The organism is Burkholderia sp. Bp9143 (genome assembly GCF_003853645.1).
GTDB lineage: Bacteria > Pseudomonadota > Gammaproteobacteria > Burkholderiales > Burkholderiaceae > Burkholderia.
In genome coordinates, this window is record NZ_QTPO01000037.1 from 1 (window position 1) to 15,330 (window position 15,330).

Annotated in this window: 12 protein-coding genes; 5 read left to right on the forward strand and 7 right to left on the reverse strand. The window is 66.1% G+C overall.

The genetic code is table 11. The annotated features are described in order from the left end of the window. Positions 1–53: 53 nt before the first annotated feature. Positions 54–542 carry a hypothetical protein gene (locus tag DIE23_RS25580; RefSeq protein WP_124614663.1) on the reverse strand — a complete coding sequence of 163 codons (489 nt, stop codon included), beginning with the start codon at positions 540–542 and terminating at the stop codon, positions 54–56. A 45-nt stretch (positions 543–587) separates the two neighbouring features. Here DIE23_RS25580 and DIE23_RS25585 point away from each other — a divergent pair, with 45 nt between their 5' ends. Continuing rightward, positions 588–2,012, forward strand: coding sequence for a DHA2 family efflux MFS transporter permease subunit (locus DIE23_RS25585; RefSeq protein ID WP_124614664.1), 1,425 nt, complete (start codon positions 588–590; stop codon positions 2,010–2,012). A 255-nt stretch (positions 2,013–2,267) separates the two neighbouring features. On the opposite strand, the gene DIE23_RS25590 is transcribed toward DIE23_RS25585, so the two are convergent. The 3 genes from DIE23_RS25590 to DIE23_RS25600 form a co-directional block, all read right to left on the reverse strand. Continuing rightward, positions 2,268–3,011 (reverse strand): 2OG-Fe(II) oxygenase, encoded by a 744-nt coding sequence (locus DIE23_RS25590; protein WP_124614665.1) that lies wholly within the window; start codon positions 3,009–3,011, stop codon positions 2,268–2,270. A 295-nt stretch (positions 3,012–3,306) separates the two neighbouring features. Further along, positions 3,307–4,899, reverse strand: coding sequence for an inorganic phosphate transporter (locus DIE23_RS25595; RefSeq protein WP_124614666.1), 1,593 nt, complete (start codon positions 4,897–4,899; stop codon positions 3,307–3,309). A gap of 223 nt (positions 4,900–5,122) precedes the next feature. Further along, positions 5,123–6,031, reverse strand: a complete 909-nt coding sequence (locus tag DIE23_RS25600) for a LysR family transcriptional regulator (protein ID WP_124614667.1) — start codon at positions 6,029–6,031, stop codon at positions 5,123–5,125. A 127-nt stretch (positions 6,032–6,158) separates the two neighbouring features. Between DIE23_RS25600 and metE the strand changes: the two genes are divergently transcribed. Next, positions 6,159–8,453, forward strand: a complete 2,295-nt coding sequence (gene metE / locus DIE23_RS25605; RefSeq protein ID WP_124614668.1) for a 5-methyltetrahydropteroyltriglutamate--homocysteine S-methyltransferase — start codon at positions 6,159–6,161, stop codon at positions 8,451–8,453. A 178-nt stretch (positions 8,454–8,631) separates the two neighbouring features. Here metE and DIE23_RS25610 read toward each other — a convergent pair whose 3' ends face one another. Beyond that, positions 8,632–9,957: an MFS transporter gene (locus tag DIE23_RS25610; RefSeq protein ID WP_124614669.1), complete on the reverse strand. Its 1,326-nt coding sequence runs from the start codon at positions 9,955–9,957 to the stop codon at positions 8,632–8,634. A gap of 53 nt (positions 9,958–10,010) precedes the next feature. Further along, positions 10,011–10,967: an agmatinase gene (speB, locus tag DIE23_RS25615; protein WP_124614670.1), complete on the reverse strand. Its 957-nt coding sequence runs from the start codon at positions 10,965–10,967 to the stop codon at positions 10,011–10,013. A 139-nt stretch (positions 10,968–11,106) separates the two neighbouring features. Here speB and DIE23_RS25620 point away from each other — a divergent pair, with 139 nt between their 5' ends. Beyond that, a complete protein-coding gene (locus DIE23_RS25620) occupies positions 11,107–12,021 on the forward strand; it encodes a LysR family transcriptional regulator (RefSeq protein WP_124614671.1) in 915 nt (304 codons plus the stop codon). Positions 12,022–12,196: 175 nt separating this feature from the next. Here DIE23_RS25620 and DIE23_RS25625 read toward each other — a convergent pair whose 3' ends face one another. Continuing rightward, complete coding sequence (locus DIE23_RS25625; RefSeq protein WP_044848788.1) at positions 12,197–12,661, reverse strand: Lrp/AsnC family transcriptional regulator; 465 nt, start codon at positions 12,659–12,661, stop codon at positions 12,197–12,199. 134 nt (positions 12,662–12,795) lie between these two features. Between DIE23_RS25625 and DIE23_RS25630 the strand changes: the two genes are divergently transcribed. Both DIE23_RS25630 and DIE23_RS25635 read left to right on the forward strand, forming a co-directional pair. Next, positions 12,796–13,416, forward strand: coding sequence for a LysE family translocator (locus tag DIE23_RS25630; protein ID WP_124614672.1), 621 nt, complete (start codon positions 12,796–12,798; stop codon positions 13,414–13,416). 260 nt (positions 13,417–13,676) lie between these two features. Further along, positions 13,677–15,266, forward strand: a complete 1,590-nt coding sequence (locus tag DIE23_RS25635; protein ID WP_124614673.1) for a protease pro-enzyme activation domain-containing protein — start codon at positions 13,677–13,679, stop codon at positions 15,264–15,266. The last annotated feature ends 64 nt before the right edge of the window (positions 15,267–15,330 follow it).

Below are 15,330 nucleotides of genomic sequence, written 5' to 3' on the forward strand. Positions count from 1 at the left end.
TACGCCGATGATAGTGCGGATTCCCGTGTGAAAGTAGGTAATCGTCAGGCTCCCTAAGCCAGAAACCCCCGCCCGAACAGGCGGGGGTTTTTGCATTTTGCGGCGCGGAAAAGCGCGATCCGTCGACGTGGTCGTCGATGAGCGGGCAGGACCGTCTGCACCCACGGTTCTCGAGCAATCCGCCACTTTGCACCACCGAGATCTCCCGGCACATCCTTCTTCAGATCAGACCAATCCCCCTCAGTCAGCGTCCGGCCAATGTCAGTGAATCCGGCGATGGTGATGTGATGGCCGACGATGTGCGATGTTGATCGACGATTGTCGATAAATGCCACTTTCCGGCGAAAAATGCCCCTACTTGATCTACCCGTCCTTCGACGTGTCGCGTCGACCTGATCGTGTGCGCCATTCGGCGAACGCAGCACGATATCGTCATAAAAATCTATGCGCATAAAGTCCAGCTGCGCATGCCCGACAGAGCGGACAACCCGCCCTTCAGAGTAATATCGCCATTCGTCCCGATTCCCGGCGCTTGTCTCCATCTGCCGGCACTCGGCGTCCTTCGCATTCCGTCTCCCGTACCGTTCATGACTGACAGCCCTGCCCAAGGTGGTCGGACGACCGACTTCTTGCCGTATCTCGTCGCCGCAACGTTCTTCATGGAGTACCTCGACACGACCGTGATCGCGACCGCGCTGCCGCAGATGGCGCGTTCGTTCGGCGTCGGGCCGAACGCGCTGAGCCTCGGGATGACGGCGTACATGCTGGCGCTCGCGGTGTTCATCCCGATCAGTGGCTGGATCGCGGATCGCTATGGCTCGCGCACGGTGTTCGCCACCGCCATCTTCGTCTTTACCGGCGCGTCGGTGCTGTGCGGGCTGTCCGAGGGTGTGGTGACGTTCACGGCCGCGCGCCTGCTTCAGGGTGTCGGCGGGGCGATGATGGTGCCGGTCGGACGGATGATCGTCGTGCGCAGCACCGAGAAGGCCAGGCTGATGCGTGCGATCGCGACGATCACGTGGCCGGGCATCGTCGCGCCGGTCGTCGGGCCGCCGATCGGAGGCTTCATCACGACCTACGCGTCATGGCGATGGATCTTCCTGTTGAATGTCCCGTTCGGCATTGCTGCGCTCGTCTGTACCTGGCTGATCGTCCGGAACACGCGGGCCGACGAACAACGGCCGCTCGACTGGGTCGGCTTCGTGCTGGCCGGTGGAGCGCTGACCTGTCTGCTGATCGGTACCGAAGCGGCTGGCCAGCAGGACGTCGACTTCACGCGCGCGGGCATTCTGGTGGGCGCGAGCGTGTTGTTCGGCATCGCCGCGTGGATGCACGCGCAACGCTGCACGCATCCGCTGCTCGATTTCACGACGCTGAAGGTGCCGACGTTCTCGGTGACGGTAATCACCGGCTCGATCACGCGGATGGCGATCAATGCCGTGCCGTATCTGCTGCCGCTGCTGTTCCAGATCGGCTTCGGGCTGTCGCCGTTCCAATCCGGCCTGCTGCTGCTCGCGAGCGCGCTCGGCAATCTCGGGATGAAGGCGGGAACCTCGTGGATCCTCGACCGCTTCGGTTTCCGGCGCGTTGCGCTCGTCGACGTGACGATCGTCGGCATCTTCACGATCGCGTGCGGCTGGCTGACCGCGTCGACGCCGTTGGCGATCACGCTGTGCGTCGTCTTCGTCTACGGACTCACGCGGTCGATGCAGTTCACGACGCTTGCGACGCTGGCATATGCGGATATCCCGGCTCGGCAGACGAGCGCGGCCAGCACGCTGTGGAGTGCCGCGCAGCAGATGACGATCGGGATGGGGATCGCGTTCGGCGCGTTGTCGCTGCGGCTCGCGGCGTTGGTGCGTGGCGACGCGGTCGGCGTGCACTACGTACTCGACGATTTTCGCTGGGCGTTCGTTGCAGCGGGCGTGCTCGCGCTGCTGACGTTGCCGGGCTATGCGCGACTGGCCTCCAATGCTGGCGATCGCCTGCGGGCAAATGTGGCCCGAGGGTAGGCCGGATCTCTCGTTGCATTGGCGTTGCTGCAGGTGAGGGCTGCGGCTTTTCGTTGCTCACCTGAAACGTCGATCCATCATGGCGACGATGGTCCGACGGGCGGCGCAACCCGTCATCCGTTACTGCGGACGATGAGCAGACCGTGCGGCGATGCCACGGTACAACTCGCCTCGAACAATGATGGGTGGGAACCGCTGCGCGAACCCATCCGCGTGCCGAATGGCACGACAGCGCCATGCGCGCTTCGCGGGCCGTCACTGTGCGTCATGGAAGATGATGCCGACCGTGTAGCGGTGGCCGCTTCGAATTCTGCTCACACCATGGCGCAAGTTGACGCGGTAGGCGCCGCGCGTTCCCTGCACGGGCCTGCCATGCACGGCGAAGATCACCGCGTCGCCTTGTGTCAGCGGCACCACTTCCGCGCGTGACTGCATGCGTGGCCGCTGTTCCGTCAGCACGAACTCGCCGCCCGTGAAATCCCGACCAGGTGCCGACAGCAGGATCGCGACCTGGAGCGGAAAGACATGCTCGCCGTACAGGTCTTGATGGAGGCAGTTGTAGTCGTCGGGACCGTATTGCAGGATCAGCGGCGTCGGTCGTGTCTGTCCCGCCGCGTGGCAGCGATCGAGGAATGTCTCGTGCTCTTTCGGATAGCGGACGTCGATCCCGAGTGCCTGGTTCCAGCGATTCGCGATCGGCGCGAGATGCGGGTAGAGCGTCGCGCGCAGCTCGGCGACGACCGCAGGCAGCGGGTACGCGAAGTACTTGTATTCGCCGCGCCCGAACCCGTGCCGTGCCATCACGACGCGTGAACGATAGAGCGCATCCGGCGGATAGAGCGAGGCGAGCGCATCGCATTCGCTTGCGGAGATCAGGCCCGGTACACGCGCACATCCGTAGCGATCGAGCTCGACATCGACGGTCGACCAGTCGATTGCGTCGACGCGTTGCGCGATGTCCGTCGATTCGACGGCAGATTGCAGATCGGCGATATTCACGGGCCTACCTCGGTTCGTCAGCAGTGTGGCGTCGTACAGTCGCGCGGAATATTCGCAAGCGTCGCGTGTACGGTCGAAGTCACGATGAAAGTTGATGAAGCCAGTCTAGCGGCGTCCGTGTGCCGGCGCGCTCCAGATCTTGCGCTCCAATTCGGAAGGGGGAAAGGGGAGGGCGCGGCACGGACACGTCGAATGCCGCGACGTGTCGGAGCGGAGAAGCGGAGAAGCGAAGAAGCGACGTTGGAACCTGCTACAGCAGGCGGCCAGCGCTCACCGGCCACCCACCGTTCCCCAATCAAGCCACCGACCGGAACAGCCAGTAGAGCCCGCCTGCCAGCACGATCGACGCGGGCAGCGTCAGCACCCATGCAAGCACGAGGCTGCGCACCGTGCTCCACTGCAGCCCGGATCCGTTCGCCCCCATCGTGCCCGCGACGCCCGACGACAGCACGTGCGTCGTCGACACGGGCAGGCCATACACGTCGGCTGCGCCGATCGTCAGCATCGCGACGAGTTCGGCCGACGCGCCCTGCCCATACGTCAAATGCTGCTTGCCGATTTTCTCGCCGACGGTCACGACGATCCGCTTCCAGCCGACCATCGTGCCGAGGCCCAGTGCGATCGCAACGGCCACCTTTACCCACGTCGGAATGAACTTGGTCGCGTGGTCGAGCTGCTTGCGATAGTTGTCGATCGCGAGCTTGTCGTCAGCGGCGAACGCGGGCTGCCCCGACTTCTCGATCAGGCGAATGGCTTCGGACACCAGATACATCGTATTGCGCACGTTGTCGACGTCGCGTTGCGGCACCGCCGCCATCGACCCCGACGCGCCGACCGCGGTCGCGAGCGACGTGGACAGCTGCTGCACGGCCGGCAGCACGGCGGGCGTCAGGTCACGATGCTGCACGTAGTGTTCGACGTCGGCACGCGGGTTCGCGGACGGCGCGACGCCGTTCGTGTACTTCCCGAGCGTCGCGGCAGCCTGGTTCGCGACGGCGACGAAGGTCTGCGTTTCGGCCGGCGTGACGGCCTTGTTCAGCGCATACGCGGTCGGCACCGTGCCGATCAGGATCAGCATGATGAGGCCCATTCCTTTCTGCCCGTCGTTCGACCCGTGTGCGAACGACACGCCCGTGCACGTGAGGATCAGCAGGCAGCGAATCCAGAACGGCGGCGGCTGATCCTTCGGTGGCTCCTTGTACAGTTCCGGAATCGGCACGAGTGCCTTCAGCACGAGCAGCAGCAGTGCCGCGCACAGGAAGCCGACGATCGGCGAGAACAGCAGCGACTTGCCGACGCCGAGCGCCTGGCCCCAGTCGACGCCGCTCGTGCCCGATGGCCCGTGCATCAGCTGGTTCATCAGACCGACACCGATGATCGACCCGATCAGCGTATGCGAGCTCGACGACGGCAACCCGAAATACCAGGTCGCGAGGTTCCACACGATCGCGGCGATCAGCAGCGCGAACACCATCGCGAAGCCTGCGCCGCTGCCGACCTGCAGGATCAGTTCGACCGGCAGCAACTGCAGGATGCCGAACGCAACGGCGCCGCTCGAGACCATCACGCCGAGGAAGTTCCACATGCCGGACCAGATCACCGCGACGTTGGGCGTCAGCGAGTGCGTATAGATCACGGTGGCGACCGCGTTGGCGGTGTCGTGGAAGCCGTTGACGAATTCGAAGCCGAGCGCGATCAGCAGCGCGGCGCCGAGCATCAGGTACGGAAACAGCGATCCTTCGCGGACCGGCGACAGATCGGCGATCAGGTGCGTGGCGATATAGATCGCACCGAGCGCGAGCACCAGCAGGAACACGGCATAGCCGACCTGCCCGGTGCGTTCGACGGAGCCCGAATTGTTCGGTGCGGACGAAGCAGGTTGATTCATGACGGCATCTCGTAAGGGAACCGCGTCCGATCCTAGCTTTCGCTACCAGTCAGTTTGATGACAGTCGGGAGGGCGAATCATTGCTTTACAGGTGTGTAAGGGGTTGGTGCCGTTACGTCGCGACGCGACATGCCGTGCCGGCTCGCGTCGTCGTCCATATAGTGAACAACGGGCCTGCGCATCGGCATGCGGACCGCCGGAAGTGCGCACGGCGCGAGCGCGGCTAGCGCAGCATGCGCGGCGCGTTCCACGTCGATTCGCGCGCCAGCGCGACGAATGCGGCCAGATAGTCGATCGACGCATCCGCGTCGCGGATGCCGAGGAAGATCTGTTTCGCGATGCCCTTCTTGCCGAGCTTGACCGGCACGACCGGCATGCGGTCCGCGTATTCATCGGCCAGCCATCTCGGCAGAGCGGCCACGCCGCGCCCGCTCGCCACCATCTGCAGCATGATGTCGGTCGTCTCGATCGACTTGTGGCGCCGCGGCACGATGCCGGCCGGCGTCAGGAACTGGTTGTAGATGTCGAGCCGGTCGGTCTCGACCGGGTAGGTGATCAGGACCTCGTCGGTCAGCTGCTCGGGCGTCACGTAGTCGGCGTTCGCGAACCGGTGCGCATCCGCGACCACCAGCACCTGCTCGTAGTCGAACACGGGATCGAAGCGCAGCCCCGGCTTGTTCAGCGGGTCCGGCGTCACGAGCACGTCGATGTCATGGCCGAACAGCGCGCCGATGCCGCCGAACTGGAAGCGCTGCTTCACGTCGACGTCGACGTCCGGCCAGCGCGACAGGTACGGCGACACGACCTTCAGCAGCCACTGGTAGCACGGGTGGCACTCCATCCCGATGCGCAGCGTGCCGCGCTCGCCCTTCGCGTACTGCTTCATCCGCTCCTCGGCGAGTTCGAACTGCGGCAGCAGCCGGTGCGCCAGCTTCAGCAGATACTGCCCGCCCTGCGTGAGCCGCAGGCCGCGCCCCTCCCGATCCCAGATCGGCGTGCCGAGCTGCTGCTCGATTTTCCGGACGGTATGGCTGAGCGCCGATTGCGTGAGATGCAGCGCGTTGGCGGCTGCGGTCAGCGAGCCCTGGCGCTCGACTTCGCGGATCACGACGAGATGGAATCGTTCCAGCATGGCTATCGCTCACCCAACAAATACATGAACAAATTTAATGGATAAATGAAATAATGCCATTTTATTTCATGGGGTGAAATCCCTATGATGGCTGCCGGATCGACTATTTCTTCTGGACGGCAGCTTCATGGTTACGACACACAACCTCGGTTTTCCGCGCATCGGCGCGAAGCGCGAACTCAAGTTCGCTCTCGAACGCTACTGGAAGGGCGAATCATCGCGCGACGCGCTGAAGGCACTCGGCACCGAGCTCCGCCAGCGCCACTGGAACGACCAGCGCGACCTCGATCTCGTACCGATCGGCGATTTCGCGTTCTACGATCAGGTACTCGACATGAGCTTCACGCTCGGCAACCTGCCGACGCGCGTGCAGGACTTCCATGGCGATGCGCTCGACAATTATTTTCGCGTCGCGCGCGGCCGCTCGGCGGAGTCGGCGGAAGCACACGCGGCATGCTGCGGCGGTGTTGCGGCCGGTGAAATGACGAAGTGGTTCGATACGAACTATCACTACATCGTCCCGGAATTCCATGCGGATACGAACTTCTCGCTCGATCCGTCGCGCCTGCTCCAGCAACTGGCGGAAGCACAGGCGCAGGGTGTCGCCGCGAAGCCGGTGATCCTCGGCCCCGTCACGTATCTGTGGCTCGGCAAGGCGAAGGACGATTCCGATCGCCTCGCGCTGCTGCCGAAGCTGCTGCCGGTATATGGCGCGCTGCTCGACACGCTGACCGCGCAGGGCGTCGAATGGGTGCAGATCGACGAACCGATCCTCGTGACCGAGCTCGACGCCGAATGGCGCCAGGCGCTGCGCACCGCATACGACGCGCTCGAGACGCGCCGCATCAAGCTGCTGCTCGCGACGTACTTCGGCCAGCTTCAGGACAACCTGACACTCGCCGCCTCGCTGCCGGTCGACGGCCTGCATATCGATGCGATCAACGCCCGCGACGAACTCGACGTACTCGTGCGCGAACTGCCGGCCGACCGCGTGCTGTCGGTGGGCGCGATCAACGGCCGCAATATCTGGAAGGCGGACCTGAGTGCGACGCTCGACTGGCTCGAACCGCTCGCGAAGCAACTGGGCGATCGCCTGTGGCTCGCACCGTCGTGCTCGCTGCTGCACGTGCCGGTCGATCTCGCGAGCGAGGAGAAGCTCGATGCGGAGATCCGCTCGTGGCTCGCGTTCGCGCTGCAGAAGCTCGACGAACTGAAAGTGCTCGCGACCGCGCTGAACGAAGGCCGCGACGCGGTGGCCGACGCGCTCGCCGCGAACACGGCCGCGATCGACTCGCGCCGCCGCTCGCCGCGCGTGAACAACCCGGCGGTGAAGGCCGCGATCGCGCGCATCGACGCGCAGCTCGGCAACCGCGTGAGCCCCTATACGGAGCGCGCGCCGAAGCAGTCGGCACGACTGAACCTGCCGGCGTTCCCGACGACGACGATCGGCTCGTTCCCGCAGACCGCCGAGATCCGCCAGGCGCGCAGCCGATTCAAGGCCGGCGCGCTGGATGAAACCGGCTACCGCGCGGCGATGCACGCGGAAATCGAGCGCAGCGTGCGCGAACAGGAATCGCTCGAACTCGACGTGCTCGTGCACGGCGAAGCCGAACGCAACGACATGGTCGAATACTTCGGAGAGCAGCTCGACGGCTACGCATTCAGCCAGTTCGGCTGGGTGCAGTCGTACGGTTCGCGCTGCGTGAAGCCGCCGATCCTGTTCGGCGACATCAGCCGCCCGAAGGCGATGACGGTCGAATGGATCACGTACGCGCAGTCGCTGACGAACAAGCCGATGAAGGGCATGCTGACCGGCCCGGTGACGATCCTGAACTGGTCGTTCGTGCGCGACGACCAGCCGCGTTCGGTGTCGTGCTACCAGCTCGCGCTCGCGATTCGCGACGAAGTGCTCGATCTCGAGAAGGCCGGCGTGCGCGTGATCCAGATCGACGAGGCCGCGCTGCGCGAAGGGCTGCCGCTTCGCCGCGCGCAATGGGGCGAGTACCTGAAGTGGGCGGTCGAGTCGTTCCGCATCACCGCGAATGGCGTGCAGGACGATACGCAGATCCATACGCACATGTGCTATTCGGAGTTCAACGACATCATCGCGTCGATCGCCGACATGGACGCGGACGTGATCACGATCGAAACGTCGCGCTCGGACATGGAACTGCTCGACGCTTTTGACAGCTTCAGGTATCCGAACGAGATCGGGCCGGGCGTGTACGACATTCACTCGCCGAACATCCCGACGCAGGATCACATCGTCGGCCTGATGAAGAAGGCGGCCGGGCGGATTCCGGCGGAACGCCTGTGGGTGAACCCGGACTGCGGGTTGAAGACGCGCCAGTGGGCGGAAGTGATTCCGGCGCTGACGAACATGGTCGCTGCCGCGAAGACGCTGCGCAGCCAGGTGAAATAACGCAGCGAACGCTGCGCGGCTGCCGTCGCGATCGATGATCGGGCGGCACGCTTGCGGCCCGCATGTGCGGGCCGCTTGTCGTAATGAATGTTCGGGGAGGCGGGGGCGTTGCGGCGTACCGCCGGACGCCCAATGCAAACGGGCAGGCGATGTCGCCTGCCCGTTGCGTGAGGTGAGGTTACGCGGTACGTGTGCCGCGCGGCAGCGCATCGTCCGCCTTGCCGGGCGCGCCCGCATCGTCGATGCTGACGCGGCGCGAGATCAGCCACACGCACACCGACGACAGCATGGCGGCGCTCATGTACTGGATCGCGAGCGGCCACCATTGCGGCGCGGTGTTCTGTGCGATCAGCGTGGCGACGAGCGGCGTGAGGCCGCCGGCGATCGCGCCGCACACCTGGTACGCGATCGAGATCGCCGTGTAGCGGATGCGCGCGATGAAGATGCCGCTGACGAAACCCGCGACCACCGAGTAGTAGCCCGATTCCGCGAGCGTCGCGAGGCCGACGCCGACCGTGATCGACAGCGGCGTGCCCATGTGCACGAGCGGCAGCATCACGAACGGCACGATCGCGGCCCAGGCGCCGGTGATCAGCAGCACGCGCGTCGTGCCGAAGCGCTGCGCGAGGAACGCGGCCGCGAGCTGCACGACGAACTGCAGCACGGCGACGATCGTCATGCAATGCAGCACCATCGACCGGTCGAGCGACAGGAACTGCGTCGCGTAGCTGATCATGAAGATGTTGCTGAAATACACGCCGGCGATCCCGTACACGTTCGCGCCGATCGCGAGCAGCAGCAGCGGCCAGTACTTGAGCGCTTCGCGCACCGGGTTTTGCGCGGTGTTGCCGCTTTTCCTGACTTCCTCGAACTCGGGCGATTCGGACACGCTCGCGCGGATCACGAAGCCGACCGCCAGCAGCACGGCGCTCGCGAGGAACGGCACGCGCCAGCCCCAGCTCATCATGTCGTCTTTCGACAGCGTGCTGATCGCGCCGAACGCGAGCATCGACAGGATCAGGCCGCTCGCGCTGCCGAGCTGCGCGAACGACGCGAAGAACGTGCGCTTGCCTTCGGGCGCATGCTCGCCGGCGAGCAGCACCGCGCCGCCCCATTCGCCGCCGACCGCGATGCCTTGCAGCACGCGCATCAGCACCAGCAGGATCGGTGCGATCACACCGGCCTGCGCATGGGTCGGCAGCAGGCCGATCGCGACCGTCGACACGGCCATCAGCATCAGCGTCGCGAGCAGCGAGCGCTTGCGGCCGAAGCGGTCGCCGAGATAGCCGAACATCACGCCGCCGAGCGGCCGCGCGAAGAAGCCGACCGCGAACGAGCCGAACGACGCGAGCAGGCTGACGAAACGGCTTTCACCGGGGAAGAACAACGGCCCGAACACGATGGCGGCGGCGGTCGCGTAGCTATAGAAGTCGTACCACTCGATCGTGGTGCCGACGAACGAAGCGAGCGCCGCCCGCTTCGGTTGCTTGACGGAAGTCCCCATCTGTTATGTGCTCCTCTGGAATCCTCTGATCTGGAATAGGTCGTGTGCCGGGATCAGTCGCGATAGGCGACGCCGGGCAGCACGCACAGCAGCTCGTACGCGAGGTTCGCGCCGAGCAGGGCCGTGGTGCCGAACGGATCGTACGGCGGCGCGACTTCGACGAGATCGCAGCCGACGATGTTCAGCCCCTTCGCGCCGCGGATGATCTCGAGCGCCTGCGGTACCGTGAGGCCCGCGATTTCCGGCGTGCCGGTGCCCGGCGCGTAGGCCGGGTCGATGCCGTCGATGTCGAAGCTGATGTAGACGGGCGTATCGCCGATGCGCGCGCGCACTTCCTCCATCAGCGGCGCGAGCGACTTGTTCCAGCATTCCTCGGCCTGGACCACGCGGAAGCCCTGCTCGCGGCACCAGTCGAAATCCTCGGCGGCATAGCCGGTGCCGCGCAGGCCGATCTGCGTGACCTTGTCGCCGTGCAGCAGGCCTTCCTCGACCGCGCGGCGGAACGGCGTGCCGTGCGCGATCTTTTCGCCCATCATCGTATCGTTCACGTCGGCGTGTGCATCGACGTGGATCAATGCAACCTTGCCATGCTTGCGGTGGATCGCACGCAGGATCGGCAGCGCGATCGTATGGTCGCCGCCGAGCGTGATCGGCTTGCAGTCGTGCTCGAGAATCGCGTCGTATGCGGCCTCGATGCGCGCGATGGAATCGTGCAGGTTGTACGGGTTGATCGCGACGTCGCCGATGTCGGCGACCTGCAGCGAATCGAACGGCGCTGCGCGCGTGGCCATGTTGTACGGGCGCAGCAGCACGGATTCCGTGCGGATCTGGCGCGGGCCGAAGCGCGCGCCGGTGCGGTTGGAGGTGCCGAGGTCGAACGGCACGCCGACGAAGCAGGCGTCGAGCCCGGCGGCGCTCGCCACGTGCGGCAGGCGCATCATCGTCGCGATGCCGCCGCAGCGCGGCATTTCATTGCCGCCGAGCGGCTGGAAATGGGTGTGGTCGTTCATGGGCTTGTCTCTTCCGATGTGGGGTTGCCGTATCATTCGACGCGGCCTGGCACATAGTTTTACGCGTCACGCCGGAAAGAAGAATGCGAAGATATCGACGTAAACATCGATTTCCATCGATGTATGGAAGGGGGATAACGTGCTCGGGAATCTGTCGACCCTCGATCTGCGGTTGATCCGCGTGTTTCTCGCGGTCACGGACGCGGGCGGCGTGTCGGCCGCGCAGGCGATGCTGAACGTCGGCCAGTCGACGATCAGCGCGCAACTGTCGTCGCTCGAGACGCGGCTCGGCTACCGGCTCTGCGAGCGCGGCCGCAGCGGCTTCCGGCTCACGCCGAAAGGCGAGCGGTTCCACGCGATGAGCCGCAAGCTGCTCGCCGCGCTCGACGAATTCGGGATGGCGGCGCGACACATGGACCGCCAGCTGGTCGGTACGCTGCATATCGGCCTGATCGGCCATACGCCGGTCAGCCAGAACGCGCGGATCGCCGAGGCGATCGCCGCGTTTCGCACGCGCGACGAGGCCGTGCGTTTCTCGATCTCGGTGCGCGCGCCGGGCGATCTCGAGGAGAAGCTGCTGAGCGACGAGATCCAGATCGCGGTCGGCTACTTCTGGCATCGCGTGCCGTCGCTGCACTACACGCCGCTGTTCATCGAGCGGCAGGTCGCATACTGCGGCCGCGGCCATCCGCTGTTCGAACGTGCCGGCGCGCTGACGCCGGACGATGTCGCCGGATTCGAGTGGGCCTGGCGCTCGTATCCGCTGCCGGAGGCGCAGATGTCGACGACGCCCGATCGCGTGACCGCGACCGCCGACAACATGGAGGCCGTCGCGCTGCTGATCCTGTCTGGCCATCACCTCGGCTACCTGCCGCAGCACTTCGCGGCGCCGTATGTCGCGCAGGGATTGCTCGCGCCGCTCAATCCGGAGCAACTGCGCTACGACGTCACGTTCCACATGGTCGTGGCGCGCGACGGGCGCGGCGATCCGCTCGTCGAAGCGTTTCTCGAGGATCTCGAACGCGCGCACCAGTCGCCCGACATCGTCACGTAGGCGGACGAATCTCGGCGCGCACGCCAGTTGCACGACATCGTCGTGCAGGCCCGACGACGTCGACAATGTGAACAAGCGTTACGCCGGCGTGCCCGGTCATGGCCCGCATCGAAACGCGTCGACGTGACGGGTCGAGTGTCCGTCGTGCGCGGCCTTCCGTCCGGGGCCGCCCGCATCACGGCACCGGCAACCCCGCATCGTGCTTCACCTCCCGCAACGACAGCGCCGATTCGATCGACGTGACGCCCGGCAGCATCCGCAGCGAGTCGCGCAGGAACGTGCCGTAGTCGTCCAGATCGCGCGCGACCACCTGCAGCAGGTAGTCGGCCGTGCCCGCGACGTTGTGGCACGCGAGGATCCGCTCGATGCCAAGCACTTCCCGTTCGAACCGGTCGGCGACCTTGCGGTCGTGCGTCGCGAACCGCACGAGCACGAATGCGACCACGCCGAAGCCGAGCGCCTGGCGCGACAGCTGCGCGCGGTAGCGCTCGATGTAGCCGTCGTTTTCGAGACGTTTCAGGCGCCGTGCGCACGGCGTCTCGGACAGGCCGACGGAATCGGCGAGGCGCGCGATCGGCAGGCGGCCGTCGCGCTGCACCGCGGCGAGGATCGCGCGATCGGTTTTGTCGAGTTCGGTCATGTTGGCGGAATCCTTTTCTGTATTCCGTGATTGTGGCGGATTCCGCCATGAATCGCCAATCCTGAGCCAAAGATGGCCAATAATCCCTCCACCTTCAGCGGCAACATATCGTCATTGAAGGACGGGGGCAGACCATGATTTCCACGCATTTGCTGTTGATTTATCTGGCCGCGCTGGCGGCCATCTACGCGGTGCCCGGGCCCGACATGGCGCTCGTGCTGCAGACCAGCATCGGCCGCGGCGTGCGCCCGGGCATGGCGGCGGCGGCCGGCCTGTCGCTGTCGCGCACCGCGCACGTGACGCTGTCCGCCTGTGGCGTCGCGGCGCTGATCCGCAGCGCGCCGTGGCTGTACGAGGTGATCCGCTACGGCGGCGCGCTCTATCTCGCGTACGTCGCGATCCAGGTGTTCCGTTCGCCCGTGTTCGCGCTCGGCGACGGCGACGCGGCGGCGGGCGAGTTGCGGCAGTCGTTCTTCAAGGGGCTGCTGACGAACCTGCTGAATCCGAAGGCACTCCTGTTCTGCTCGGTGCTGCTGCCGCAGTTCGTGCGCCCCGAGGCCGGGCCCGTCGTGTGGCAGATGTTCGAGCTCGGCGCGTTGCTCGTCGCGGCCGGCGTATGTTTCGACCTCGCCTGCGTGTTCGGCGCGTCGCGCATCGCGGCGTGGATGCGCGCGCATCCGCTCGCGCAGACGGTCCAGCGCTGGACGTTTTCCGCCGCGCTGATCGGGTTCGCGCTGCGCCTGTCGATGGACTGAGTTGCTTCATCGCATCGCCGCCGCGCGGGTCGACAGGCCGCACGGTGGCGCTGCGCCGATCGGTACGGACCGCGTGCAAGGCCGGTCTTCGCGCGCATGCGCCCGCCGCAGAAGGGCGTGCGCGCAAATCATCTGACTGATCTAAACTCCCCTTAACCTCGCGCTTTCGCGAACCGACTGACCGAACGGAACCGTCTCCCGCCGGCCCTGTCCGATTTCCTGGCTGTTCCGTGCAACGCGGTACCAAGGAGGGTCTGAACATGGCAAGGCATCTTCACGCCGACCGTGAACCCCGAATCGTCGCCGAGTCCAAGTGCCTCGGCCCGTGCGATCCGGCAGAACGCATTCACGTCACGATCATGTTGCGGCGGCAGGAAGAAGGGCAACTCGATACGTTGGTCCACCAGCTCGCCACCGGCGACGCACAGGCGAAACCGCTGTCGCGCGAAGCGTTCGCGCAGCGTTTCTCCGCCAATCCCGACGACATCCGCAAGACCGAGGACTTCGCGCGTCGTCACCAGCTGACGGTCGATCGCGTCGATCCGGTCGAAAGCGTCGTCGTGCTGTCCGGCTCGATTCAGCAGTTCGAAGCGGCATTCGGCGTGAAGCTCGAGCGTTTCGAGCATCGCGCGATCGGCCAGTATCGCGGCCGCTCGGGCCCGATCGCGCTGCCGGACGAGCTCGGCGATGCCGTCACGGCCGTGCTCGGCCTCGACAGCCGTCCGCAGGCGCGGCCGCACTTTCGGCTGCGCCCGCCGTTCCAGCCCGCGCGCGGCGCCGCCGGCGTCACGTTCACGCCGATCCAGCTCGCGTCGCTGTACGGCTTTCCGGCCGGCGACGGTGCCGGGCAATGCATCGCGATCGTCGAACTCGGCGGTGGCTATCGCGCGGCCGATATCCAGCAGTATTTCCGCGGGCTCGGCATCGGCACGCCGCCGACGCTCGTCGACGTGAACGTCGGCACCGGCCGCAATGCGCCGACCGGCGAGGCGAACGGCCCGGACGGCGAAGTCGCGCTCGACATCGAGATCGCCGGTGCGATCGCACCGGCCGCGAAGATCGCCGTCTACTTCGCGCCGAACAGCGACGCAGGCTTCATCCAGGCCGTCAACGCGGCCGTCAGCGACAAGACCAACCGGCCGTCGGTGATCTCGATCAGCTGGGGCGGGCCGGAAGCGATCTGGCAGGCGCAGTCGGCGCAGGCGTTCAACCGCGTGCTGCAGGCGGCCGCGGCGCAGGGGGTCACGGTGTGCGCGGCGTCGGGCGATAGCGGCTCGGGTGACGGGCTGCAGGACGGCACGGATCACGTCGACTTCCCGGCGTCGAGCCCGTACGTGCTCGGCTGCGGCGGCACGCAACTCGATGCGCTGCCCGGGCAGGGCATTCGCAGCGAGGTCACGTGGAACGACGAGGCGGCCGGCGGCGGCGCGGGCGGCGGTGGCGTCAGCACGCTGTTCGACCTGCCGGCCTGGCAGCAGGGGCTGACCGTCGCGCTCGCCGACGGCAGCACCACACCGCTCGCGAAGCGCGGCGTGCCGGACGTCGCCGGCGATGCATCGCCGCAGACGGGCTACGAGGTGTCGGTCGCCGGCACGGCCGCGGTGATGGGCGGCACGAGCGCGGTCGCGCCGCTGTGGGCCGCGCTGATCGCACGGATCAACGCGGCGGCCGGCGCATCGGCCGGCTGGATCAATCCGGCGCTGTACAAGAATCCGGGCGCGCTGCGCGACGTCACGAAAGGCTCGAACGGCAGGTATGCAGCCGCGTCCGGCTGGGATGCGTGCACGGGCCTCGGCAGTCCCGACGGCCCGAAACTCGCGGCGATCCTCGCGCGCAAGCCGTCGAGCTGACGCGCCGGCACGGACCTTCTTATGCGACGCGGGTTTCCTGCCCGCGTCTTTTTTCACCTCCAGG